Origin of the sequence: Pseudomonas sp. 5C2 (assembly GCF_034314155.1) — a bacterium.
Classification (GTDB): domain Bacteria; phylum Pseudomonadota; class Gammaproteobacteria; order Pseudomonadales; family Pseudomonadaceae; genus Aquipseudomonas.
On record NZ_JAVIWH010000003.1, the window covers coordinates 2,214,491 to 2,239,078 of the forward strand.

Annotated in this window: 23 protein-coding genes; 9 read left to right on the plus strand and 14 right to left on the minus strand. The window is 56.6% G+C overall.

Annotated features, from left to right (window positions below):
- From RGU44_RS24750 to yaaA, 8 genes are all read right to left on the minus strand, one after another.
- Complete coding sequence (locus RGU44_RS24750; protein WP_322178011.1) at positions 1–1,455, minus strand: alginate O-acetyltransferase; 1,455 nt, start codon at positions 1,453–1,455, stop codon at positions 1–3.
- Positions 1,456–1,467: 12 nt separating this feature from the next.
- Positions 1,468–3,033 (minus strand): mannuronan 5-epimerase AlgG, encoded by a 1,566-nt coding sequence (gene algG / locus RGU44_RS24755; protein WP_322278435.1) that lies wholly within the window; start codon positions 3,031–3,033, stop codon positions 1,468–1,470.
- A 25-nt stretch (positions 3,034–3,058) separates the two neighbouring features.
- Positions 3,059–4,537 carry an alginate export family protein gene (locus RGU44_RS24760; RefSeq protein ID WP_322278437.1) on the minus strand — a complete coding sequence of 493 codons (1,479 nt, stop codon included), beginning with the start codon at positions 4,535–4,537 and terminating at the stop codon, positions 3,059–3,061.
- On the minus strand, positions 4,534–5,946 hold the full coding sequence (algK, locus tag RGU44_RS24765) for an alginate biosynthesis TPR repeat lipoprotein AlgK (RefSeq protein ID WP_322178014.1): 1,413 nt from the start codon (positions 5,944–5,946) through the stop codon (positions 4,534–4,536). Before algK ends, RGU44_RS24760 begins: the two co-directional genes overlap by 4 nt.
- A 2-nt stretch (positions 5,947–5,948) precedes the next feature.
- On the minus strand, positions 5,949–7,118 hold the full coding sequence (locus RGU44_RS24770) for an alginate biosynthesis protein Alg44 (RefSeq protein ID WP_322278438.1): 1,170 nt from the start codon (positions 7,116–7,118) through the stop codon (positions 5,949–5,951).
- Between the two features lie 43 nt (positions 7,119–7,161).
- Positions 7,162–8,643, minus strand: a complete 1,482-nt coding sequence (gene alg8, locus RGU44_RS24775; protein ID WP_407074565.1) for a mannuronan synthase — start codon at positions 8,641–8,643, stop codon at positions 7,162–7,164.
- 157 nt (positions 8,644–8,800) lie between these two features.
- Complete coding sequence (locus RGU44_RS24780) at positions 8,801–10,117, minus strand: UDP-glucose/GDP-mannose dehydrogenase family protein (RefSeq protein ID WP_322178016.1); 1,317 nt, start codon at positions 10,115–10,117, stop codon at positions 8,801–8,803.
- 802 nt (positions 10,118–10,919) lie between these two features.
- Positions 10,920–11,699 carry a peroxide stress protein YaaA gene (yaaA, locus tag RGU44_RS24785; RefSeq protein WP_322178017.1) on the minus strand — a complete coding sequence of 260 codons (780 nt, stop codon included), beginning with the start codon at positions 11,697–11,699 and terminating at the stop codon, positions 10,920–10,922.
- Positions 11,700–11,793: 94 nt separating this feature from the next.
- On the opposite strand from yaaA, the gene RGU44_RS24790 reads away from it, so the two are divergent.
- From RGU44_RS24790 to moaE, 5 genes are all read left to right on the plus strand, one after another.
- Entirely contained in the window at positions 11,794–12,918 is a 1,125-nt protein-coding gene (locus tag RGU44_RS24790; protein ID WP_322278439.1) for a polysaccharide deacetylase family protein, read from the plus strand.
- A 350-nt stretch (positions 12,919–13,268) separates the two neighbouring features.
- Positions 13,269–14,663: a PhoH family protein gene (locus tag RGU44_RS24795; RefSeq protein WP_322178019.1), complete on the plus strand. Its 1,395-nt coding sequence runs from the start codon at positions 13,269–13,271 to the stop codon at positions 14,661–14,663.
- Positions 14,664–14,778: 115 nt separating this feature from the next.
- Positions 14,779–15,264, plus strand: coding sequence for a cyclic pyranopterin monophosphate synthase MoaC (gene moaC / locus RGU44_RS24800; protein WP_322178020.1), 486 nt, complete (start codon positions 14,779–14,781; stop codon positions 15,262–15,264).
- Complete coding sequence (locus RGU44_RS24805) at positions 15,261–15,506, plus strand: MoaD/ThiS family protein (protein ID WP_322178021.1); 246 nt, start codon at positions 15,261–15,263, stop codon at positions 15,504–15,506. The genes moaC and RGU44_RS24805 overlap by 4 nt, the downstream gene beginning before the upstream one ends.
- 2 nt (positions 15,507–15,508) lie before the next feature.
- A complete protein-coding gene (gene moaE, locus RGU44_RS24810) occupies positions 15,509–15,967 on the plus strand; it encodes a molybdopterin synthase catalytic subunit MoaE (protein ID WP_322178022.1) in 459 nt (152 codons plus the stop codon).
- Positions 15,968–16,072: 105 nt separating this feature from the next.
- Here moaE and rhlB read toward each other — a convergent pair whose 3' ends face one another.
- Together rhlB and RGU44_RS24820 are read right to left on the minus strand one after the other, a co-directional pair.
- The gene (rhlB, locus tag RGU44_RS24815) at positions 16,073–17,551 is read right to left on the minus strand and encodes an ATP-dependent RNA helicase RhlB (RefSeq protein ID WP_322178023.1); all 1,479 of its coding nucleotides are present in this window, start codon (positions 17,549–17,551) and stop codon (positions 16,073–16,075) included.
- A 147-nt stretch (positions 17,552–17,698) separates the two neighbouring features.
- Complete coding sequence (locus tag RGU44_RS24820; RefSeq protein WP_322278440.1) at positions 17,699–18,355, minus strand: alpha/beta fold hydrolase; 657 nt, start codon at positions 18,353–18,355, stop codon at positions 17,699–17,701.
- A 479-nt stretch (positions 18,356–18,834) separates the two neighbouring features.
- Between RGU44_RS24820 and RGU44_RS24825 the strand changes: the two genes are divergently transcribed.
- From RGU44_RS24825 to RGU44_RS24840, 4 genes are all read left to right on the plus strand, one after another.
- Positions 18,835–19,863 carry an amino acid ABC transporter substrate-binding protein gene (locus tag RGU44_RS24825; RefSeq protein WP_322278441.1) on the plus strand — a complete coding sequence of 343 codons (1,029 nt, stop codon included), beginning with the start codon at positions 18,835–18,837 and terminating at the stop codon, positions 19,861–19,863.
- Positions 19,864–19,933: 70 nt separating this feature from the next.
- Positions 19,934–21,115, plus strand: coding sequence for an amino acid ABC transporter permease (locus RGU44_RS24830; protein ID WP_322278442.1), 1,182 nt, complete (start codon positions 19,934–19,936; stop codon positions 21,113–21,115).
- Positions 21,116–21,125: 10 nt separating this feature from the next.
- Complete coding sequence (locus RGU44_RS24835) at positions 21,126–22,223, plus strand: amino acid ABC transporter permease (protein ID WP_322178027.1); 1,098 nt, start codon at positions 21,126–21,128, stop codon at positions 22,221–22,223.
- Positions 22,224–22,233: 10 nt separating this feature from the next.
- Positions 22,234–22,998, plus strand: a complete 765-nt coding sequence (locus tag RGU44_RS24840) for an amino acid ABC transporter ATP-binding protein (protein WP_322178028.1) — start codon at positions 22,234–22,236, stop codon at positions 22,996–22,998.
- 82 nt (positions 22,999–23,080) lie between these two features.
- Here the strand turns inward: RGU44_RS24840 and RGU44_RS24845 are convergent, their stop codons facing one another.
- The 4 genes from RGU44_RS24845 to RGU44_RS24860 all read right to left on the minus strand — a co-directional run.
- On the minus strand, positions 23,081–23,323 hold the full coding sequence (locus tag RGU44_RS24845) for a hypothetical protein (RefSeq protein WP_322215179.1): 243 nt from the start codon (positions 23,321–23,323) through the stop codon (positions 23,081–23,083).
- 48 nt (positions 23,324–23,371) lie between these two features.
- Positions 23,372–23,656, minus strand: a complete 285-nt coding sequence (locus RGU44_RS24850; protein ID WP_322215177.1) for a hypothetical protein — start codon at positions 23,654–23,656, stop codon at positions 23,372–23,374.
- 222 nt (positions 23,657–23,878) lie between these two features.
- Complete coding sequence (locus RGU44_RS24855; protein WP_322215175.1) at positions 23,879–24,208, minus strand: hypothetical protein; 330 nt, start codon at positions 24,206–24,208, stop codon at positions 23,879–23,881.
- Positions 24,209–24,213: 5 nt separating this feature from the next.
- The coding region (locus RGU44_RS24860; RefSeq protein WP_322278444.1) for a hypothetical protein at positions 24,214–24,588 on the minus strand (375 nt) is incomplete at its 5' end.

The window sequence follows — 24,588 nt, forward strand, 5'->3', positions numbered from 1 at the left end:
TCATAACCCGGCTTGCGCGGTGTTTTGCGCAGCTCGTGGGAACACGTTGCGTTTGCATATTTTCGCTTCAACTTGCTGAGGTGCAGCGCCCGCTTCCGGGCCCTGTACTTCCACGGCGAGCAATTGCTGGTCAGCCCAGTCCTTGTCGTCGCGCAGTTCAAAGGCGAAACGCCCGTCTGTATCGGATGTTGTCGGTTTTTCGATTTTCAGGTCTTCATGCCGGCCATTCATGTACCAGAGCGTGGCGTGCAAGGTTTTCACCGACGTGTCGGCGAAGCGGATGTCGACCTGATTACTGCCGTTGCGCACATCTTTGATGCCGTTTTTGCCATTGACCAGAAGCTCATTGGCCCCGGTTTTCAGTGTGGCGCTCTGGCTCATGATTGCAGTCTTGCCTTCGCAGCCGTTGTCGAGCAGAGACATCATCTGCCGGTAGATGGTCTCTTGGTCCAGGCGATACAGCGGCGAGAATTCCCAGATCAGGATTTTCGGCGGTTTCTTCTGGAAGTCGTCGCTGCCCAGGTATTGCAGCATTGAGCCTTCCAGGCCACCACCGGGGAAGGCGACGTTGAGAACGTCTGCGCCGATGTACTCTTCAAGGAAGCCGGAAAAGTTATAGTTCTTGCCGCTGTGACTGGTACCGACCAGGGTGATTTCCGGGTTGCCGGAATCGCCGAACAGGTCGCCGTCAGCGGCTTCGCCCTTGGGCTCGGTCACGAACTGATCCATGTACTGGATCGCGTAGGTATTGCCGCACAACTGCGCGGCCATGTTATGCAGGGTACCGGTCTTGCCCATGCGACCAGACTTGTGGCTTTCGAATTCACGTTTGGGAATGTCAGCGAACCCCGGTACTTGCTTGACCTTTTCGGCGACGATTTTCGCCGTGCGTTGAGCACCGTAAGGCGTCCAGTGTTGGTCGCCACGGAAGTAGAAATCGTGCCCTTGCTCGTCCTTGGTCGAGGGCTCATTGGTCAGTGGCGACAGGTCGGGCACCCAGTAACCCATCTGGCTGAAACGGCCGAGCATGGCCTGGTAGTTTTTCAGCGCCGTTTCGTAGTCGTACTTGGCGCGCTCAGTCGGGAGCAGCTTGTTTCGATCGACCAGGCCACGGGTGGGTTGGTACACCACGACCAGCTCGACACCTTTGCTTTTGAAGGCATCGTGCAGTTCTTTCATGCGCCGATAACCTTCGGGCGAGGTGTCGAATTGGGTCCGCAGGTCTTCCTGGGTACGGAACAGCCAGTCACCCTGGGCCTGTACCAGCGTGGTGAAGTTCTGCTGATAGCGCGTGGTGTAGTTCTTGGCGTCGAGCGCCTGCGGGCAAATGTTGCAGCAAGGCTCGGCGGTGAACGTCGGCGCGTGAGCGTCATCGGCGCGCACGCCGCTCGAGGCTGCGAAGATTGCTGCCGTGAGGCCCGAGAGGCTGAGTAGCTTGATCAATTGAGCGTGCATAAATAGGTTCCCTCAGTCCCGGAGATCGGTCTGGCGTTCGACCGGGTCGATCAACACGGCTTTCTTCTGGCGCACCAGCAGGTCGAGAATTTCGTCCTGACGTTCACCGAGAATCCCGTTGAAGCTGATCCCGTTGGATTTGGTCGGTGCGAGCATCGACACCCGATACAGCTCGACACTCAATGGTGAGTCGATGGACAGTGGGCCGGAACCGTTGGCGGCGAGTTCGCCACCGACAACGATCAGCGAGACCTTGGTGTCGAAGGGGTCAAGGGCGATGTCACGGTCGGTGTCGCTCAAGTCCTTGATGTGCCCGTAGACGCCCATCAGGCCATTGGCCATGGAGATGTTTTCGTACAACCGGATATTCACGCTGTTACGGACACGAATTCCGTGGCGACGGTTGTTGATCACACGGTTGCCCCAGATCAGGTTGTCGCCGCTTTCGTACATCGTGATGCCGTCGGAATGGTTCTGAAAAATCTCGTTGTAAGCGATCAGGTTGTTCACGCTGTTACGGTCGATCACTACGCCCGACAGGTTGTTGTCGTAGCTGCGGTTGCCGAAAATGAAGCTGTCGTTGACCTCACGGGAAATAATGATCCCGTGTTTTTTCTTGGTCCCGTAGACCGTGTTATCGGCAATGATCAGACCGTGTGAGCGGTCATGCGGGTCAATCCCGTAGACGATGTTGTCACGGTAGGTATTGCCCTTGATCACCACGTCACGCGCTTCATAGCAGTAGAAGCCGTACCACATGTCCGAGAACTCGGAACCGATGACCCAGCCGGTCGGTTCCGGGCGTTTCAGTACCTTGGCCATGTTTGGCGTGTACTGAGAAATACTCACGCCATAGGATTTGCTGTTGGCATAACCGAAGCTGGCGATTTTGCTGTTGACGATATAGGTCTCGGTACCGCCCCAGGACAGCAGGAACGGACGAAACTCATTCGGCTTGCGAAAGGTCGCCGGGCCGTTGTCGGCTTCGCGCCATCCGGTGATTTTGGTGTCCCGGACAAACAGCTGGCCATCGTTGATCAAGAACGAACCGGCTTCCTGCGACAAGCGCAGCTCTTGAGTCTTGTTATCGATTTCAAGAATGCCCTTGCGTCCAACGACAATCGGCAACCTGGCCAGGAATACACCGGGCGAGGTTTCGCTGAAGTACTGCTTGGGCAGGCTTTTGCTCAGGTCACGCAAGTTTATGTAACCGTCTTCGATAAAGATCGCCTGGGGGATGCCATGCTGGCGTGCCACCCATTCGGTCATCTTGTTATCGCCACCGATAAAATCTTTCAGGGCGTCTTCCTGCATCATGCGCCGGACTTTGATCTTGCCCGGTTTACTGCGCACGATTTTCTTGGCGACGGCTTCGGCGGTATAGCCGGAGATGTCGGGCAGTTCAGGCTTGGCCAGTTCCAGCGGCGCGGTGGGCGGGCTGGTCACGGTGTAGGTCTTGGCCTGCTGCAGGCCTTTGGCCGGAGCAGCAGGGTCGACCGCAGCAAACGCAGCGGCGCTGGCCAGCATCAAGGCGCTGGCCAACAGGCTGACGGAGCCTCTCATGGGTAGACTGTTCATCGTATCGCTCCCTTGGCAGCTTGCATCAGAAGCGCCAGATGACGTCGATAAAGGCGCGGTGCATATACGAATCCACTTCTTTACCGTAAGCATCGCCAGGTTTGAACACACCGCCACGGAACCGCACCAGTGCCGACGGCTCGTCGATGGACTGGCTCAGTGCCGCAGGCAGCAGGCCCTGTTTGAAGTACTTGGTGACGACCAGATCCATCTCTTGACCGAGGTCTTTTTTACCGTCCATCAAGGGCAGAGAGGTACTGGACTCAACCGCGCCGTCAGCGTTGTAGGAGTTTTCCACGGCATTGATGCCGGTGGTGCCCACGGCCTTGTTGCCGTCGACGCGCCAGAACTTGTGGTAGACCAGGCTGGCGTCATAGTCGTCGCGCAGCATCCAGGAACCGAACAGGGTGCCGGTTTGTACGTTGTTCATGCTGCCGCGAAAGGCCTCGCCGAAACGATGGATCCGCGAGCGGGTGCCGGTGTAGTTCGAGCGGTTGCTTTCCAGGCCGTTCTGTTCGTAGTCGCCGCTGGCGCGGGCATAGGCCGCACCGACTTGCCAGTTAGGGTCCAGCCGCAGACGAATCCCCATGTCAGTGGCCCAGCCGTTGACGTTGCCGCTGGTTTTCTCGCCCGCAGTGCTTACACCGTTCACGGTCGAAGGGTGGATCGAGTCGCGGTCGCCGCTCATCCCGGTCAGGCTGGCCCAGTAATTGATGGTATTGGTGTTGCGGTAGTTATAGGCATCGCTGTTGGCTTCGACACCCAGCCAGGTCAGGTCACCGTTTTGGGTTTTATCCAGGGAGTCGACCTGATCGAGGCCACTCTTGAGTTTGCCGTCATCATGGGTGTGATGGGCGCGCACGCCGGCCCACTGGCCAGGTCTCCACTGCGCCGAAATATCGCCAAACAGGTGCAGGCGATCTTTGTCTTTAGGCGACAGTTCGGAGAGGTCGGTGCGGTATTCGCTGAAGCGTTCCGCTGCGCCAAGGTTGGCCCGGAGCAAGGTGGTGTCGAAGGTCCAGTTCAGGGCTTCGATATTGGCGTCACGCCACATGCCATCGTCGTTGCGCAGGCGCTGACGACCCAAGCGCAGTTCCTCGCCAGGGTAAGGGGTCAGACCTTTGTAGCCGATCCAGAACTCACGCAAGGCCAGGTAGTTTTTGTCGGGCTTTCGATCATTGCTGGCGCTGGAACCGTTGTCGGTATTTGGCTGTTGCAGGGTGTCGGTTTCGATAATATCCGTCGAAGTGACCGCCTGGCCCATGGCGTAGGCGCTCCAGTTGCCGCGCTCGCCGTAGGCCCATGGGCGCAGGTCCAGACCGACACCGTTGACACTGCCGCCTGAGCGGGTGCCCAGGTCGCGGTCGTCTTCGGACTGGCCGGTGACTTTAACTTCCAGACCGAAGTTCTTGGTCTCGGTCAATGCTGCTGCCAACGCCGGAGTGGCCGAGAGCAGAGAAAAGCTCAGGCCCAGGCCAGCTGTCATCCAGTGATTCAACTTCATAAAGCTTCCTCGGCGTCTTCTTGTTGCAGAGCATGCAGGGCCAGATTGTTCTGGGCGGACGTGCCACGTATCTGTTGCTCTTGTTGCAACAGACGTTGGGCTTCGGCGCGCTGTGCAGGCAGCAGTTGGTCATTGATTTGTTGCGCAAGTTCGGTCGCTTCCGGGGTCGGAGCGTCCTGCTTTAGCGCCAGTTGGCTGAACACGTAGGCGTTGACCGGGTTGGGCAAGGTGCCCTTACCTTGGGAGAACAATTGCGCGAGGGCGTAGTCGGCGCTGTTCTGACCGCCGCGAGCGGCTATCAGTAATTGTTCGACGGCCTTTTGCGGGTAGACCTGGCCGAGGTATCCCCGGCGGTAGATCTGACCCAGGTAGTAGTGCGCGGCAATTTCGCTGCCGGCGGCTTTCTGCAGATGAGCTTCGGCTTGTTTGGCATCGGGCAGGACCCATTTGCCTTCGTAATAGAGTTTGCCCAACAGCAGTTCGGCACGCGGTTGATCCGCTGCGCGACCGTTGTTCAGGTACTCCATCATCGTGTTCACGTCGCCCAGTTCCGGGAAGTCATAGAGCAACTTCGCCAGGCTGACCCAGGAAACCGGATAGCCAGGTGCGACTTTTTCCAGCAGTTGCTGAGCTGTTTTTTCATCAGGCTTGCCAAGCTCGGTATCGCTCAATACACGCGCTACACCGTCAACCCGTTGCGCTGAAACCTTGCCGAGTTCATAAGCGCTTTGCAGTTGGGCAATCAGAGCGGCCTGTTGATCCACTTGCGCGCGTTTCTGGTAAACGGTGGCCAGTTCGACGTAGCAGATGTCGGTGGCGAGCAGGGCTTTCTTGCAGATGCTTTCGATTTCATCCAGATGCTGATCGTAGGTGTTCTGCGTGCGATAGAGCAGCACCTGAGCCAGGCCCGCTTCCGGGTAGCCGGCGGCGCGCCATTGCTCGATCTGCCGTTGCGCATTGACCTTCGGGAAGGTCTGCGGGTATTGCAGGTACAGCATCGCCAGCGGGATCAATGTGCCGCCTTCGCCATTGGCAAAGGCCTTTTTCAGCAGGACCTCGGCTTCATGGTGTTCGGCTTCGGTGGCGTCTGGCCGTGCAACCAGCAAGCGACCCAGCCGGGCCTGAGCCCGGGGCGATGTGTCGGCGGCTGCGCGGTAAGTGGCTTCAGCTTGTTTGAGCTGTGCGGGGTCATGGGTTTCGACCTGAATATCCGCCAGGCCGACCTGTGCATCGCTATAACCCAGGTCCGCCAGTTGCCGATAGTTCTGCTGTGCCATCGCGGTATCGCCGCGTTTGAGGGCTTCGTTGGCCAAGCGCTGATCGGGCAGGCCAGCGCAACCGCTAAGGCCGATCGCCACGGCGAGGCCCAGCAGGGTAGGGGTCGACAGCTTTCGTAGTGGGCTAGCCATGTTTAGAGACCCACGGCCATGGCTTTGTCGATCAGCCAGTTCAATGAAGGGCCACGATCGCTGGTGACTTCCACCGGACGGCCGGACAGGCTGCTGCTCAGAGCTTGGTCAGGCTTGATCTGCACGCGAATGTCGGTCGACAGGTCGGTGCTGCTGTTGTTAGTGCTGCTGACGATCTTGCCGTGACGGATTTCATCTTCGCCTGCGACCTGGAAGTTCACACGGTTACCGGGGCGCACGTCAGCGAACTGGCGATAGCTGAAGCGAGCGTCGACTGTGGCTTCGGTATTGCGTGGGACCAGTTGGAAGATCACTGCGCCTTTGCCGGCGAACTGGCCGTCAGCGACCAGTTGTTTGGCGATGATGCAATCACAAGGGCTGGTCAGGGTGCCGCTCAATTGCCGGGCGAATAGGTCTTCGACCTTGGCCGGTTGCAGTTGCGCGTCATCCAAGTGGTCTTTGAGCATTTCCAGCATGCTGGTGCTGAACGAGGCCAGTGGTGCACCTTTGGCGACCACGCCATCAGTACCCGCCAGGCTTTGCACGGTCCCTTCGCGAGGCATGGTCACGTCCATGCTTGGCACGCTGACCACGCCGGCGGTTGCATGGCTGACGAAGTACAGACCATAAACCGACTTGAAGATAAAGCCGAACGCGACCAGGCCGACGATGAAGATCCCCAAGCTGAAGATCACGGCGCGCATACGGCCGAAGAACGTCATGCCGCTGCCGCCGTCCTTGACCTTGCGTGCCTTGGTGAAATTGTCGCGCTGCAAGGTGGCGAGTACTTCGCCCATGGTCACAATGTCACCGCTCAAGTGCGAGGTGATCAGGTGGCGCAGGGTGGCGATGTCTTGTTGTTCCAGGTTCTGGAACTGGCAGCCGGCACGGCCGGTACGAGCATCAAAGGAGCGAACCTGCAGTTCAACGTCCATGGCCAGGCCAAGGTTATCGATGACGAATTGCAGGCGGCCTTTCTGTACTTCCCCGACTTTCAGGGGCTGCCGGCCGGCGTTGAAGCACAGACCGCCGGCAGACAGGTCTTCGACCTGGGCAATATGGGCGGTACCGTCGCTGCCGAAGAAGCGCAGTTTGGCCGGTATTTTGACCCGAGCGTGCTGGCGCTGAGCTTCAGATTCATGCACTACATTCACATTCACGGCGGTATTCATGGCGGTAATTCCTACTTAATCAATTGATCCATTGGCCCGGTGGTCAGACCATCGTCAGCAGCACAGCGACGAACACGCTGCCTGCGGAGAAGGTCATGGTCCGAGACGACCAGGTGTTGAACCAACGTTGGAAGCTGGCCAGGTCGCGAGTGAGTTTGGTGTCCTGGCGAGTCCAGGACTGTTGATCGAGGCGGAAGAAAACGTAGATTTTCACCAGCGCACCGACGATCTGGTTGTAATAGAGAATCACGGGGTAAGCGGGGCCGATGGTGTGTCCGGTGCAGGACAGCAACAGCGTCAGGATCAGGCGGGTGATACCGATCCACAGCAGGTACATCAGGATGAACGTCACGCCATATTTGAAGCTGGCGATCAGGGCGACGGTCAGCCCCAGAATCGAGGTCCACATCGACACGCGTTGATCGAACAACACCACGCTGGTGAACAATCCCAGGCGCCTTACACCCAGGCCCAACGCACGGGAGTTCTGCCGCAGGTTGTTGCCGTACCACCGGAACATCAGTTTGCGGCTGGCCTTGATGAAGCTCTTTTCCGGCGGATGTTCAACGGTGTTGATCGAGGCGTCCGGCACGTAGAACGTGTCGTAACCCAAACGCATCAAACTGAACCAGCTGGACTTGTCATCGCCGGTCAGGAACTTGAAAGTGCCCAGACGCCAATGGTGCAGGGAGTCGCTTTCGACGTCGGCGATGAATTCCGGGTCGGTAACCACTTCGGCACGGAACACAGACATCCGGCCGGTCATGGTCAGCACGCGCTTGGACAGGGCCATGGAACACATATTGAGGTGACGTTGGGCGAAGCGCAGCTTGTGCCATTCGCTCATGATGTAGCCGCCACGGACTTCGCAGAACTCATTGGTGGTCAAGCCGCCAACGTTGCCGAACAACTGGAACCAAGGCACGGTCTTGCGCACGACACCCGGGCTGAGCACGGTGTCGCCATCAATTACCGCAACCACGGCGCGGGCATCGGGCATGTGCCGGGAAATGGCGCGGAAGCCAAAGGCCAGGCCGTCGCGTTTACCGGTGCCTGCGATACGCACGAAGTCGAGCTTGACCCGCTCAGGCGGATTGAGTCTGGCCCACATGCTCTTGACCAGCAGCTCGTCGGACATCTCTACCAGGGAGCAGACAATCGTTGTCGGGTAGCCGCATTCAATGGCTTCGCGAATCACCGAGCTGTACACCTGAGCGGTGGTCAGGGCATCGATTCGAAAACTGGTGACCATCAGAAACACATGGGATGGATCTGCCGCGCTGCCGAGCTTGCGCACTTTGCGGCGCAGGTGCGGATAGACCACGTACAGAAACAGCATGCCGCGCAGAAAGTGCGTGGCGCCCATGGAGTAGCGCCAGATGCCGACAGCGCCAATCAGGAACAGAAAGTTCTTCGACTGAGAGTCGAAGATACTGGAAGGCAGCGCCAAAGCGAGGCCCATTAATATACTGAGATAAAACAGCCAACCTGCGGCCTGAAGTAGGCCGTGCTTTAGCCTGTGCATAATCTGCATCCGTCTCGATATCGGGAGAGCCTTTTGGGTTGGCCCGAATGGGTTAAGGCAGGCATGTGTAGCTGATGCCCGTCAGTTAAGGTGAGGGGGACGTGTGGGAGCGGATTCGCTCCCACAGACCTTGACTGACGCTGTCAGGGCAGCTGGATTACCAGCAGATACCTTCGGTCCGGCCACTTGTGCTTGTGGCGTTGGACATGAAACCGACCAGGTCGATAACCTGTTTGCCGGCCGGGGCTTTGTCTGCCAGGGCGCGGAACTTCTCGTCACGGTTGCCGAGGATGATCACGTCGGAGTTGTTGATCACTTCGTCAAAGTCCGAGTTGAGCAAGGACGAGACGTGAGGGATCTTCGACTCGATGTATTCCTTGTTCGCGCCGTGCATGCGGGCATATTCGACGTTGGTGTCGTAGATGCTCAGGTCGTAGCCCTTGCCGATCAGCATTTCTGCCAGGTCCACCAGCGGGCTTTCGCGCAGGTCATCGGTGCCGGCCTTGAAGCTGAGGCCGAGCAAGGCGACTTTGCGTTTGTCATGGCTGGTGATGATGTCGAACGCGTTCTGCACTTGCGAAACGTTGCTGCGCATCAGCGAGTTGAGCAGCGGCGCATCAACGTCCAGCGAGCCGGCACGGTAGGTCAGGGCGCGAACATCTTTGGGCAGGCAAGAGCCGCCGAAAGCGAAGCCTGGACGCATGTAGTACTGGGAAAGGTTGAGTGTTTTGTCCTGGCAGACCACTTCCATCACTTCACGCCCATCGACGCCCACCGCTTTAGCGATGTTGCCGATCTCGTTGGCGAAGGTGACCTTGGTTGCATGCCAGACGTTGCAGGTGTACTTGATCATCTCGGCGACAGCGATGTCCTTGCGGATGATCGGTGCGTCGAGCTCTTCGTACAGCGCTTGCAGCACGTCACCGGAGGCTTTGTCGAACTCGCCGATCACGGTCATCGGTGGCAGATCGTAATCCTTGATCGCAGTGCTTTCACGCAGGAACTCAGGGTTGACCGCGACACCGAAGTCGACACCGGCTTTTTTGCCGGAGCAGTCTTCGAGGATCGGAATCACTACGTTGGCGACAGTGCCCGGCAAGACGGTGCTGCGCACGACGATGGTGTGACGGGTGGTCTTGTCACGCAGGACAAAGCCAATTTCCCGGCAGACGGATTCGATGTAATCGAGTTCCAGATCGCCGTTCTTTTTGCTGGGCGTGCCCACGCAAATCATCGACAAATCAGTGTCGCGAATAGCGGCAGAGAAGTCCGTGGTGCCACGCAGTTTCCCGGTTTTGATGCCTTGTGCCAGAAGCTCTTCCAGGCCCGGTTCAACGATAGGCGATTTGCCATTGTTGATCAGGTCAATCTTGGCACTCGAGATGTCTACACCCACTACATCATGACCACGTGCAGACAGGCAACCGGCACATACTGCACCGACATAGCCCAAACCAAAGATGCTGATACGCATCGTATTCTCCTTGTTTATTCACGCCATAAGTTGGCTGGATATTGAGGTTGAGCCGCAATAATCATCCGCCCAACAGTGTGACGCTTAGAGCGTCACAGCGCGGACGTAGGCATAGTTAAGTTGTGAGGGCCTAATAAGGGGCGCACTCAATGACGCTGATAAGGGCTGTACGTGGCCTATTGTCAGGCTCTGGCCCGTGGGGCTTGGCAAAGCATTTCAGGACGCGTTGCCGGCAAGCGCGGAGCGCACAGGTCTTGGTTCAAGGCCTTGATGTGCGTGACCTGACAATTGCCACAAGCACTGGAAAGGTGCTTTTCCTGATCGTATTAAGATACCCGGTATTGCGTGATCTCCTGGGCTAACTCATCGACCCTGCGGTCGAACTTGCTAGTGGGTGATTTCCCGGATCGTCTTGTCACTATGTACGTCATCGCTTACATAATTGGCGAGAATTGTTACGATGACTAAGAGCCTCTGATTTTGATATTAGTTCCGGGCTAGCGGTATTCATTTCGAAACTAAGCTACCTAAAATCTGCAGAAAGCGTACTTGCATATTAGTGGCACTTTTTGGCAGAGCCATAATGAATGGGGAGTTGCGGGCAGGAGACACGTATAGGCCACTACTTTAAATAGGGGGTCTAACGGAGTGAAAAAAAGCTGTAATTTTTTTGAGAAATTTGGATTTAAATTTTACACGCCATTTTACTGGCGTCATTTAATTGTCCAAATGTACCAGTCAATCGGCTGGGAAGGGTGACAATGTGCACGCTTTCGAATAAGCCGTGCACCTCATCATGCAATTACTGATCGGCTGTCTCCCGTAGGAAAACCAGGGTGTCTGCTTTCGAATGCGCCGGGCTGTAACAATAGCCGTGCTCATTGAACTGTTTTAGTGCATCGGGATTGTCGATGCGCTCTTTGATCACAAAACGGCTCATCATTCCCCGGGCTTTTTTCGCGTAGAAACTGATAATTTTGTACTGCCCGTTCTTCCAGTCGCGGAATTCGGTGTTGATGATCCGCGCATTGAGGGTAGAGCGCTTCACCGCCGAGAAGTACTCATTGGAGGCCAGATTCAGCAACACGTCATCGCCTTGGTCGGCCAGCGCCTGGTTCAGCCACTCACTGATGTGCGTGCCCCAGAACGCATAGAGGTCTTTGCCGCGGTCGTTGCTCAGTTTGGTGCCCATCTCCAGCCGGTAAGGCTGCATTAGGTCCAGCGGGCGCAACAGGCCATAAAGGCCGGAGAGCATGCGCAGATGGTCCTGGGCATAGGTGAAGTCGGCGTCGGTGAAATTTTCGGCTTGCAACCCGGTGTAGACATCCCCCTTGAACGCCAGCAGCGCCTGCTTGGCGTTCGCTGGGGTGAAAGCCGGCGTCCAGCTACCGAAACGTGCGGCATTAAGCCCCGAGAGCTTGTCCGATAGATGCATCAGTTCGCCGATCTGCACGGGGGTCAACTCACGCAGTTGAACCATCAGTTCCTGAGAGTGATCCAGGTACTGCGGCAACGTGAAGCGTGCGGTTGCCGGCGGGGTTTCGAAATCGAGGGTTTTGGCTGGGGAAATCACCATCAGCATAAAATCGTCTCCTTTAATCGTGGCGCGATTCTAGGGGGTGGGAGGTGTGGACTCCAGCTATAGTGCGTCGCGGGGATTTTCTGGGGATTTGATTGTGCGCATTGTTTTATTCATCTCGGTCTGCCTGTTCTGCTTCAACGCTCAGGCGGCCGGGCCTGCTGTGCCCGCCATGCTGGATCGCAGCGTATGGCCTGAGCATTTGACCTCGCCGGTCTTGTTCGATGTCGCCTCGCGCGCCGAGATTCTGGCCTTTGCGCATGCCTTGCTGGTTAGCGAAAGCCAGGATGAAACGGGCCTTAAAGCGCGTCTGGGGCTGAAGAAAATCAACATGGTTTCGCTGAATTTGATCCGCCAGCGTCTGTGGGCGCGCTTGTTGGAGAATTACCAGTTTGCGCAACAGAGCTGCGAGCAGGACGCCTCTTTCTGCGTACTGGTCGAGGACATGGAGATGTTGCGCGAGCGGGCCGACAATTTTCAGGTCGCCGATGATTCGTTCTATGCGGCCTGGGCGGTACCGAGCCGGGCGTTTCACGAGCGCTACCTGAACGAGCTGCTGCGCATGGCGGCCTTGTTCCCGCTGGTCAGCAGCGAAATCGAGCGTTACAACTCAGACGAACTCACGGGCGATGAACTCAATGACCGGGTATTTCTGCTCACCTTCGACAGTGGCCCGACAGTCGTCGGTGGCACCACGGATTGGTTAACCGAGTACCTACGCCAGCAAAAGCTCAACGCTGCTTTTTTCGTACTGGGCAAAAACATGCAGATGCGCCTGGAAAAAAGCTCCGTGCCGGAGGTACAGGGGCTCTATAAGCAGCAATGCGTGGGCTTGCAGGGCTGGGAATACCGTTCACACAGCCAGTGGTCCGACTGGCAGAACTCGGTTCAGCGCAGCGCCGTGCTGTTGCAGCAGGTGTTGCCCGACAACTACCTGCCGTTGTTCCGTCCCCCTTACGGTCACCGCCGGGCCGACAGCGCCGAATATTTCCGCGTCCAGGGGCTGAAGGTTTCGCTGTGGAATATCGATTCTCAGGATTGGAACCGAAACATTTCCGCCCAACAGGCCAGCGAGCGGGTCTTGACCCTGATGCTGCTGTGGCGACGCGGGGTCATTGTATTTCATGACATCCACAATAAAGTCGAGACGGCGTTGCCTTGGCTGATCGCCAATACGGCACAAAGTGGACTTCGATGGCAGGATTGTCACGACTACCCCTGAAAGGCCCGTGGAGCAAAGGAATGCAGGCATTTGAAGGGCGGGATGCGATGGATTTTTTCGACAATTCGGGTCAGGCAGACTCCTGACTGTAACGGTGCTTTACGGTCTCGCCAAGCGCTATTCGTCATGCTGAAAAATAAACTTCAAAAAAACGTCAAAGTGCTTTTTTCTGTCATGAGTTTTGCGGTATTACCAATACAGACCGCCGAAACCTGCAACACAGGTGGCGTCATCCCAGACCCATCTTGAGCATTTTTTCCTCTGCCTGAAGAGGAGAGCTACGGCGGCCTTTCCGTGGCGCAGAACTGTTGTTGTATTGCGTTGCTTGGCTTCTAAAAAGGTGAGCGAGTATGGATGATCACGGACGCACCCCTTCTTCTAACCAGCCAATCCTTTACGTGCTCGATACCAACGTATTGATCCATGATCCAAACGCACTGCTGAATTTCGAAGAGCATCACGTCACTATCCCCATGACCGTCCTCGAAGAGCTGGACAAGCTCAAGGCCGGCAAGCATTCGGTTGCTGCCGAGTGCCGTCAGGCGATTCGTCTGATCGACAAGACACTGGGCAACGCGACACCGGAGGAGGTTGAACAGGGCGTACCGATCGATCGTGGCACAGGCATCTGCAAAGGCTTTCTTTCGATCCTGATGAACAAGCGGGCCGAGCCCAACAGCTTGTTGCCCGAGCACCTGAACGACAACATCATCATTAACCAATTGATCGACCTGCACGTGCGCAATAAGGACTTGCCTGTAGTGCTGGTGACCAAAGACATCAACATGCGCCTCAAGGCGCGGGCGTGTGGGATCGCCGCAGAGGATTACAGCACCGACCAACTGGTCGACGACGTGTCCATGCTGTCGCGCGGCTACCACACCATGACCGGCTCCTTCTGGGACCGTGTCAGCAAGGTCGAAACTCGCCAGGATCACGGCCGCACATGGCATCGGGTGCAACTCATCGACAACCTGCCGGCAGTGCACATCAATGAGTTCATCATCGATGCGCAAGGTTTTGTCGGCTGGATCAAAGGTATCCAGGCCGATGAACTGCTGATTCTCGACATGCATCAGGAGCCTTTGTTGCACCAGGAAGCCTGGGGCCTGAAGCCACGGGACATCTACCAAGGCCTGGCGTTGTTTGCCTTGCTTGATCCAGACATCCATCTGGTCAATCTGTCGGGCGCAGCCGGTTCGGGTAAAACCATTCTCGCCTTGGCGGCAGCCATCGAGCAGACCATGGTCAGCAAGCGCTATCGGCGCATTATCGCCACCCGCAGCGTGCAGGGGCTGGATCAGGAGATTGGCTTCCTACCCGGCACCGAAGCAGAAAAAATGGAGCCGTGGCTCGGCGCCATCACTGATAACCTGGAAGCGCTGCACATGGATGACGAAAACACCCATGGCAGTGTCGACTACATCCTCAGCAAAGTGCCGTTGCAGTTCAAATCCCTCAACTACATCCGTGGACGCAGTTTCCAGCAAAGCCTGATCCTGATCGACGAATGCCAGAACCTCACACCGCACCAGATGAAAACCATCATCACCCGTGCCGGTTCCGGTTCCAAAGTGGTCTGCCTGGGTAACCTGGCGCAAATCGATACCCCGTACCTGTCGGCCACCAGTTCTGGCCTCACTTACCTGACGGAGCGTTTCAAAGACTTCCCCAATGGTGTGCACATCACCCTGCAAGGGGTGCCACGTTCGATCCTCGCTGAGTATGCGGAGAGCCATTTGTAACGCTTGATTGAGAGCTGTGGATGAACCTGCAGGAGCGAACATGTTCGCTCCTGCAGTTAATGAGGTAGTTCCAGTTTTAGGTTTACAATCCCCACTCCTATTCAGGAGTAACGCTGTGCTAACTCATCTCGATTCCCAAGGTCGCGCCAATATGGTCGACGTCACCGACAAAAACGTGACGTTCCGTGAGGCTGTGGCCCAAGCGTTTGTGCGTATGCGCCCTGAAACCCTGCAAATGATTGTCAGTGGTGGTCATCCCAAAGGGGACGTGTTCGCCGTGGCACGTATTGCCGGCATTCAAGCGGCAAAGAAAACCTCGGATTTGATCCCGCTGTGTCATCCGTTGCTGCTGACCGGCGTCAAGGTCGAGTTGAGCGCGGACGGTGAAGATGCGGTGCGCATCGTCGCCCGCTGCAAACTGTCCGGGCAGACCGGCGTGGAAATGGAAGCGCTGACGGCGGCGAGTGTCGCTGCGCTGACTATCTATGACATGTGCAAGGCGGTGGATCGCGGCATGATCATCGAAAACGTCCGCCTGCTGGAAAAGCTCGGCGGTAAGAGTGGTCACTTCATTGCTGAAGAGCCGGTGGACGCGCAATGACCTTTAAAGTCCTGTATTTCGCTCGTTATCGCGAGGCCTTGGGGCTGGATACCGAAACGGTAGACGGCGAGTTCGCCACCCTCGACGCACTGCGTACGCATTTGGTACTGCGTGGTGGTGTGTGGCAGGTGTTGGCCGAACAAAACCTGATGTGCGCCCGCAACGAGGAGCTGTGTCAGCTCGACGAGCCGCTGGTATCAGGCGATGAAGTGGCGTTCTTCCCTACCGTGACCGGAGGCTGAATATGGCAATTCGGGTGCAGACAGCTGCGTTCGATCCGGGCGTCGAAGTGAATGCCTTGCACGCTGCCAATGTGGGGGTTGGTGCGGTGGTCAGCTTCATTGGCTATGTGCGCGACTTCAACGAGGGGCGGGAGGTCGCGGGGATGTTCCTGGAGCATTACCCCGGCATGACCGAAAAGGCGCTTGGCAAAATCGCCGCTGAAGCCGAACAGCGCTGGCCTTTGCTCAGGCTAGAGGTACTGCACCGGGTGGGCGCTCTAGAGCCGGGCGAGCCAATAGTCTTTGTCGGCGTTGCCAGCGCTCACCGGCAAGCGGCATTCGATGCCTGCGCGTTCGTGATGGACTATCTGAAAACCCGCGCACCGTTCTGGAAGAAAGAGACCTCCCTCGACGGCCCACACTGGGTCGAAGGCCGCGACAGTGATCACGCGGCGGCGGGGCGTTGGGTCGATAAGACCTGATCCCGAACTGGCTTCTTTGCGTATACATGGGCTCCTGATTTCACGGAGCAAAAAAAAGCGCATCACCGAAACCGGGATGCGCTTTTTTTGTGATGCAGTGGTCTTTTACAGAGGCTGAGCGCTCTTGCGCACCACCGGTTTCAACAACTCGGTTGGTGGCGTTTCGCAGCTGATCTTGCGGCCTAACAGCGCCTCGATCGAAGGCAACTGATAGGAGTCATCTTCCCCGGCAAAGCTGATCGAGACACCGCTGGCGCCAGCACGACCGGTACGGCCGATGCGGTGCACATAATCGTCCGGCACTTCGGGCAGGGTGAAGTTGATCACGTGGCTGATGCCGTCGATATGAATCCCGCGACCTGCGACATCGGTGGCCACCAAGACACGAATTTTACCTTCGCGGAAGCCTTCCAGGGTCTTGATGCGTTTGTGCTGCGGGACATCGCCGGACAACTGCGCGGCGTTTACGCCATCACGCACCAGACGCTCTTCGATGCGCCGCACTTCATCCTTGCGGTTGGCGAAGACCATCACTCGTTCCCAGTTGTTCTCGGTCACGAGGTTGTAGAGCAACTTGTACTTGTCGGCGGCGGCCACGGCATAGATATGCTGCTCGACCATTTCGCTGGCCACGTTTTCCGCTTCGATTTCGACGATGGCCGGATCGGTGGTCCACTGTTTGGCGAGGTTCATCACGTCTTCGGTGAAGGTCGCGGAGAACAGCAGGGTCTGGCGTTCGCCCTTGTGCGGGGTCTGGCGAATAATCTGGCGCACTTGCGGGATGAAGCCCATGTCGAGCATGCGGTCGGCTTCGTCCAGGACCATCACTTCGACCATGTCCAGGTGCACTTCGCCGCGCTGGTTGAAGTCCAGCAGACGGCCCGGTGTGGCCACCAGAATGTCGCAGTGGCGGGCTTCGAGCTGCTTGAGCTGCTTGTCGAAGTCCATGCCTCCGACGAATGTCATGACGTTGAGGCCGGTGTATTTGGTCAGGCTGGCCGCATCCTTGGCGATCTGCACCACCAGCTCGCGGGTTGGGGCGATGATCAGGGCACGCGGTTCGCCCATGTAGCGCTCTTTGGGTGGCGGGGTCTGTTCCAGCTGCGTAATGATCGAAATCAAGAATGCGGCGGTTTTGCCGGTGCCGGTTTGCGCGCGACCGATGGCGTCTTTGCCCGCGAGGGTAAAGCCCAATACTTCGGCCTGGATTGGCGTGCAATACGGGAAACCCAGGTCGTGGATGGCGTGCATCAGTTCGGGCGACAGGTTGAAGTCGTGAAAGCGGGTTTTGCCTTCCTGTGGCTCTACGACGAAGTCTTCAGGCTTCCAGGCGATGACCGGTGGTTTTGGTGCGCGTTCACGGCGCGGGCGCTCGGCCTTGGGTTGTTCGACTTTTGCGGATTCGATGTGCGTGTGCTGATCCTGGACAGGCGTGCTGGCAGGTACCGATTTTTTTGCGTTGTGTGGCCGTTGATCGCCCTCGGTTGGGCCGATAGCAGCAGGCGAAGGAGCGATGGGGCTGGGCGCGAGCTGCTCAGCCTCGCTTTTACCGAACATCTTTTTGAGTGCTCTGAGCACGGTCATCTCGTCAATTGATTAAGGAATATACGACAGGCAGTGTAAAGCAAGAACCGGGCGCGGCGTAGTGCCATGCCAAATGCCCTACACGACATGTCAAATCAGGGCTTCTCAGCGCGCTTCAGGTGGCATTTGTCCGCTCTGATTGAACGATTAACGCAGCTTTTGCGCCAACCAAACGCCAATGTCGGTAATTTCCTGCGGTAACACTTCGTGGCCCATTGGGTATTCCTGCCATGTTGCGGTGACGCCCAAGGCTTTCAGGTACTCATACGCGGTGCGCCCCATGGAATTTTGCACCACATCATCATAGTGCCCGTGCAAGCAATACGCGGGGGTCCGTTGTTGGCTCGCAGAAAGGGTCAGTTGATCACTGAAGGTAGGCGCGTAAGTGGACAGCGCAAGCACACCGCCCAATGGCCCCTGCCAGCGCAGGAATGCGGTGTGCAATACCACCGCGCCACCTTGGGAGAAACCGGCCAGGAAGATTCGTGCCGGGTCGATGCCGCTGTCGCTCTGCTCTTCGATCAGGTTCAGGAGCATCTGAGCCGATGTCTCAAGCTGCTCGTGACTGATGGCCCGGGCCGGGCTCATGGCCAGAATGTCGTACCAGCTGGGCATCTCGTAGCCACCATTTATGGTGACTGCGCGGGTCGGGGCCTGGGGCAAAACGAAGCGTGTTGTCAGCAACATGGCTTGCAGCGTTTCAGCGACAGGCATGAAATCGTAACGGTCGGCGCCCAAGCCATGTAACCAGATGACGCAGGCATCGGCGGTCTTTACGGGTTGGAGGGTCAAAGGGGTGGTCATGGCTGCTCCATTAGTGTGCGTGCGCTCTTTCGCAGTGCGTTAGTACAGGGCGCATTCAAAAAATAGGTTTGGACGATGTCGCAAGGTTACAAGTTTTGCCGTTGATGTGTCGCTAATTCGACATTGCCAGCATGCTGGTACGGGCTTTGCTATACAACCTTCGGAGTGAATGCGCTCACCCCGGACGGTAACACTATCAGGCGACTGATGGCCGCGGGGGAGCTTGTAACCCATGTATCAATATTCTGCGTACGGTTCGTTCTGTACCGGACTGGTCCAGCGGACATCATGGGGGCTTCAGTCCATTCGGCCGATTGACGGGCTGCGGGTCGGTGGTGTCGGGTAGATCTCGCGCCAGACTCGTGGTCCAGGTCTTACGTTGCGTGACCCAAAAATAAGCCAGCACGGGTCATTAACGCCTCACAAGGGTGCGACGGGACTCAAGCTCCTACACAACAAAGAGCAAACTGGAGGTTTGAATGAAGATGTTGAAATCCACCCTGGCTGTACTGACGGCGGCAGCGGTTCTCGGTGTTAGCAGTTTTGCTCACGCAGGCGCGACCCTCGACGCCATTCACAAAAAGGGTTTTGTTCAGTGCGGTGTCAGTGATGGCCTGCCAGGTTTTTCGGTTCCAGACTCGACAGGCAAGATCCTGGGTATCGACGCTGACGTTTGTCGCGCTGTCGCTGCTGCTGTCTTTGGTGACGCTACCAAGGTCAAGTTCAGTCAGTTGAACGCCAAAGAGCGCTTCACTGCGCTGCAATCGGGCGAAATCGACGTGCTGTCGCGTAACACCACCTGGACCAGTTCCCGTGACGCGGGCATGGGCCTGGTGTTTGCCGGCGTGACGTACTACGACGGCGTTGGCTTTCTGGTAAACAAAAAGCTGGGTGTTAAAAGCGCCAAGGAACTGGATGGCGCGACCATCTGTATCCAGGCCGGTACTACGACTGAGCTGAACGTTTCCGACTTCTTCCGCGCCAACAAGCTTAAGTACACCCCGATCACGTTCGACACCTCTGACGAAAGCGCCAAGTCGCTGGAAAGCGGTCGTTGTGATGTGCTGACCTCCGACAAATCGCAGCTGTTCGCACAGCGTAGCAAACTGGCGAGCCCAGACGATTACGTGGTAATGCCTGATACCATCTCCAAGGAGCCACTGGGCCCTGTCGTGCGTAAGGGCGACGAAGACTGGTTCTCCATCGTCAAGTGGACCCTGTTCGCCATGGTTAACGCTGAGGAAATGGGCGTTACGTCGAAAAACGTTGTAGAAGAAGCCAAAGCCAGCAAAAACCCGGACGTTGCTCGCTTGCTCGGTACTGACGGTGAATACGGTAAAGACCTGAAACTGCCGAAAGACTGGGTCGTACAGATCGTTAAACAGGTCGGTAACTACGGCGAAGTCTTTGAGAAGAACCTCGGACAAAGCACTCCGCTGAAGATCGACCGTGGTCTGAACGCGTTGTGGAACAACGGCGGCATTCAATACGCACCTCCAGTGCGCTGATAGGCCCTGCGCTCGGTAACCTTTAACCGTTACCGAGCGTTGTTCTGTTCCAATCTTCATGGGGCACTTCATGCAAAATCAAATCGGCGCACCAAAGCAGAGGTTTTCCCTCAGCGATCCTAAAGTGCGTGCGTGGCTATTCCAGATCATCACGATTGGCTTGGTGATCTTCATGGGTTGGTATCTGTTCGATAACACCCAGACAAACCTTCAGCATCGCGGTATCACGTCCGGGTTCGGCTTCCTTGATCGGAGCGCCGGTTTTGGCATCGCTCAACATTTGATCGATTACACCGAATCCGACACGTATGCACGGGTGTTCGTTATCGGTCTGCTGAACACTTTGCTGGTGACGGTCATTGGTGTCGTGCTGGCGACGCTGCTGGGCTTCATCGTTGGCGTTGCCCGGTTGTCACCTAACTGGATGATCAGCAAGCTAGCCACGGTTTACGTCGAGGTTTTCCGTAATATCCCGCCATTGCTGCAAATTCTGTTTTGGTACTTCGCCGTCTTCCTGACCATGCCGGGTCCGCGCGGCAGCCATAGCATTGGCGGTATGTTCTTTTTCAGTAATCGCGGCTTGAACATGCCGGGCGCGACCCTGACCGACGCTTTCTGGCCGTTTCTGGGCAGCGTGGTGGTGGCCGTCGTCGCCGTCATTCTGATGGTCCGCTGGGCCAACAAACGCTTCGAAGCCACCGGCGTGCCTTTCCACAAGTTCTGGGCTGGCTTGGTCTTGATGCTGGTGATTCCGGCGCTGTGCGTTCTGATATCGGGCAATCCGCTGCACTGGGAAATGCCAGAACTCAAGGGCTTCAACTTCGTCGGCGGCTGGGTAATGATCCCGGAACTGCTGGCCCTGACCATCGCCTTGACCGTGTACACAGCGGCGTTTATCGCCGAAATCGTGCGTTCCGGGATCAAGTCGGTGAGCCACGGTCAGACCGAGGCGGCGCGCTCGTTGGGCCTGCGCCCTGGCCCGACCCTGCGCAAGGTCATCATCCCGCAAGCCCTGCGGGTGATCATTCCACCGCTGACCAGCCAATACCTGAACCTGGCGAAGAACTCTTCGCTGGCAGCCGGTATCGGTTACCCGGAAATGGTTTCGTTGTTTGCTGGCACGGTGCTCAATCAGACCGGTCAGGCTATCGAGGTGATTGCGATCACCATGAGCGTTTACCTGGCGATCAGTATCAGCATTTCGCTGCTGATGAACTGGTACAACAAGCGCATTGCGCTGATCGAACGGTGAGGAAAAGCGCATGACAACCCATACTTTCAAACCCGACATGCCACCCCCCACGCTAAGCGTGGGTGTCGTGGCGTGGATGCGGGCCAACCTGTTCTCCAGTTGGCTCAATACCCTGCTGACGTTGTTTGCTTTCTACCTGGTCTGGTTGATCGTTCCGCCTTTATTGGGATGGACGATTTTCGATGCCAACTGGGTCGGTACTACCCGCGCCGACTGCACCAAGGCCGGTGCATGCTGGGTGTTCATCGAGCAACGTTTTGGCCAGTTCATGTACGGCTACTACCCCGTCGAACTGCGCTGGCGCATCGACCTGACCGTGTTGTTGGCGGTTATCGGTGCCGCGCCCTTGTTTGTCTCGAAGTTCCCACGCAAGGCCGTTTACGGGCTGTGCTTTCTGGTGATCTACCCGACTGTGGCGTACTTCCTGATGCACGGCGGCACTTTCGGCCTGGCCAACGTGGCGACCAGCCAATGGGGCGGCTTGATGCTGACCCTGGTCATCGCCACCGTAGGCATCGCCGGCGCTCTGCCACTGGGTATTGTGCTGGCCTTGGGTCGACGTTCGAAAATGCCGGCGATTCGTGTGGTCTGCGTGACGTTCATCGAGTTCTGGCGCGGCGTTCCGTTGATTACCGTGCTGTTCATGTCCTCGGTGATGTTGCCGTTGTTCCTGCCCGAAGGCATGAGCTTCGACAAGTTGCTACGGGCCTTGATCGGGGTGATCCTGTTCCAGTCGGCCTATGTGGCTGAAGTGGTGCGCGGTGGTTTGCAGGCCATCCCCAAAGGTCAGTACGAAGCGGCCGCTGCCATGGGCCTGGGTTACTGGCGCAGCATGGGTCTGGTGATTCTGCCGCAAGCGTTGAAACTGGTGATTCCGGGCATCGTGAACACCTTTATCGCCCTGTTCAAGGACACCAGTCTGGTGATCATCATTGGCTTGTTCGACCTGCTCAACAGCGTCAAGCAAGCCGCCGCCGACCCGAAATGGCTCGGTATGGCCACCGAAGGCTATGTCTTCGCGGCCCTGGTGTTCTGGATCTTCTGTTTCGGCATGTCCCGCTACTCCATGCATTTGGAGCGTAAGTTGGACACAGGCCACAAGCGTTAGGAGTTTTGTGATGAGTGAAGCAATCAAACAGCCTCTGGGCGCTGAAGGCATGATCCAGATGCAGGGCGTGCACAAGTGGTACGGCCAGTTCCACGTGTTGAAAGACATCAACCTGAACGTCCGGCAGGGCGAGCGTATCGTGTTATGCGGACCTTCGGGTTCGGGCAAGTCGACCACGATCCGCTGTATCAACCGTCTGGAAGAGCACCAGCAGGGTCGCATCATTGTCGACGGCACTGAACTGACCAACGATCTCAAGCAGATTGAAGCGATCCGGCGTGAAGTGGGCATGGTGTTCCAGCATTTCAATCTGTTCCCGCACCTGACCATCTTGCAAAACTGCACGTTGGCGCCGATGTGGGTGCGCAAGATGCCTAAGCGCAAGGCTGAAGAAATCGCCATGCATTACCTGGAGCGGGTGCGGATTCCAGAGCAGGCGCACAAATACCCTGGCCAGCTTTCCGGTGGTCAGCAGCAGCGTGTGGCGATTGCCCGTGCCCTGTGCATGAAGCCGAAAATCATGCTGTTCGATGAGCCGACCTCGGCCCTCGATCCAGAAATGGTCAAGGAAGTGCTCGACACCATGGTCAGCCTCGCAGAAGACGGCATGACCATGCTCTGCGTAACCCACGAAATGGGCTTTGCCCGCACCGTGGCAAACCGGGTGATCTTCATGGACAAGGGTGAAATCGTCGAAGAGGCCGCGCCAAACGACTTCTTCGACAACCCGCAAAGCGACCGCACCAAGTTGTTCCTGAGCCAGATTCTGCATTGATTTGGTGACAGGCAGCATAAAGAAACCCGGGCTTTGGTCCGGGTTTTTTATGGCTGTTGCATTTCCCCAAGGAGCGTGTCGATTACAGAATCCCAAGGTCCCTCATGCCCATGAGAGTAATGACACTGAAACCCCACAAGCAAAGCCCCAGCAGCATCCACGCGTAGTTAAGCAGCGTAAATCTGGCATTGCTCTCACCCCGTGAATCATCCTCCAGATAATTGATGGCCCGTTGCGCGCCGATCAGCAGGTAGGTCTCGGCACATAGCAAGACCAGGGACACCGCCGCGCTCAGCCCGAAGCCGGCAAGCAGACCCTGGCCCATCCCAATCAAGGTCAACCCTATCAGAGCAATAGCACGAAATTTGGGAAACTAGGCCAAATGACGACCGGAACGTTCAATACCTTGATTGATTCGTTGAAAAAGCACATACACAAAAAATATATTAAATAATCCTCTGGCACCTGGCCAAATACTGGCACCCGTCGAGTCCTTATAAATCTTCCAGTTTTTATATGACCAGTAAACATAATAAAGCCCGGACGTCATGATGAACATTATGGCTAGCTTTGTTATCGATACGACGAAAAAAGCCGACTCGTCCTCTTGAGTGACTTCCAGTGCGGACTGCGGCGTAGCATAGGGATTGGCAGACATCGAACCTCCTTGATATTTTTTGACTAGCGCGATAATTAGCGCCCACGCTTAATACCACCCGGCCAAATCCCTGAAAGCCGGCCTGTTCCTTTATTTATGTAAGAAATTTCCGAGTAGGCCGGACCCAAACCATCGTAGGAGACAGACTTGTCTGCGAAGGCCATTCAGCGCGGGATACCAGACGGAACTCGGCGCCTGATTTTCTCAGGTGTACATCGAATCCTATCCCGGAGGAATATCGACGCGCATCGGCGGGCGTACTCTTCGTAAGAACCATTTTCTTCTTACATCAGGGACAGGAAATGAAGCGGCATGGGCATACTTCATGAAAAATGATAGCCGGCCGACAATAGAATTATCTAGCTTTCCTACGAACGGCAGAACTCCCGTTGTTGAGAAGGGAAGGTGGATATATACAAAAATAAAAATGTAAAAAACAACCAGAATGAGTTTTTCTTTGGAAAATTTCATATCGGAAAAGGCGTACACCGCCCGCAGCGTGGGTAGGTAGAAAATGAAGGTAAGCAAGGGGAATAGAACGTAGGTGATCATGGTATTCATTTTGGCTTTGTGTGGTCGCCGTTCTTGCCAGACGCAAGTTTATTGTTGAGAATCTTACGTATATTTTTTCTCGGAACTGGAGGTTCCCATATATTCATGGGGTCGCGCTTTTTATAGTCTGCTCGTGCCGCATAAACAGTAATCGATAGAATAATACTGAATACAGTAGCATAAATCACTCGCCGATAAACAGGTGTAAGGAAGAAGAGCTCTGGCAAGGAAGTTACAACTATTACGGAGAAGAACGCGGCGCACGCGGGAATAATCAAGCATGAACCGACTATATAGATATGCCTGTGACGGCGCGCGGTCGTTATTTTTATGGTCGCGATGTCCTGCTTCACATCAATATCATTGACCGACCGAATTGC